Origin of the sequence: Stenotrophomonas sp. SrG (genome assembly GCF_050031795.1) — a bacterium.
GTDB classification, from domain to species: domain Bacteria; phylum Pseudomonadota; class Gammaproteobacteria; order Xanthomonadales; family Xanthomonadaceae; genus Stenotrophomonas; species Stenotrophomonas rhizophila_A.
This window is the reverse complement of the sequence record NZ_JBNBBE010001181.1, coordinates 1-238: the sequence shown is the minus strand read 5'-3', so window position 1 is coordinate 238 and position 238 is coordinate 1. Positions and strand designations below refer to the sequence as shown.

Annotated in this window: 1 pseudogene; it reads left to right on the top strand. The window is 62.2% G+C overall.

Annotation, left to right across the window (positions count from 1 at the left end):
• Positions 1–238 (top strand): annotated as a pseudogene (locus tag ACQG3P_RS23180) (hypothetical protein); the annotation flags it as partial.

Sequence of the window (238 nt, the reverse complement as noted above, 5' to 3'; positions counted from 1 at the left end):
CGCGAAATCGCCGGCACCAAGGACTTCGGGCTTTAACAGCTGCGCTGCATTCAGAAGTACAAGCTGGGTTCGCTGGGCTTCAATGCCACGTGGAACATCACCGTCCGCTTCAAGCTGAGCTTCGACGGCCACGATTCGAAGAACGAAAGCCGGCCGAAGGATCCGCTCACCGGCGGCGGCTCCATCTTCTCCAGTATCGCCCGCACCAACACCTGCACCACCGGGCCGCAGTGCGGGG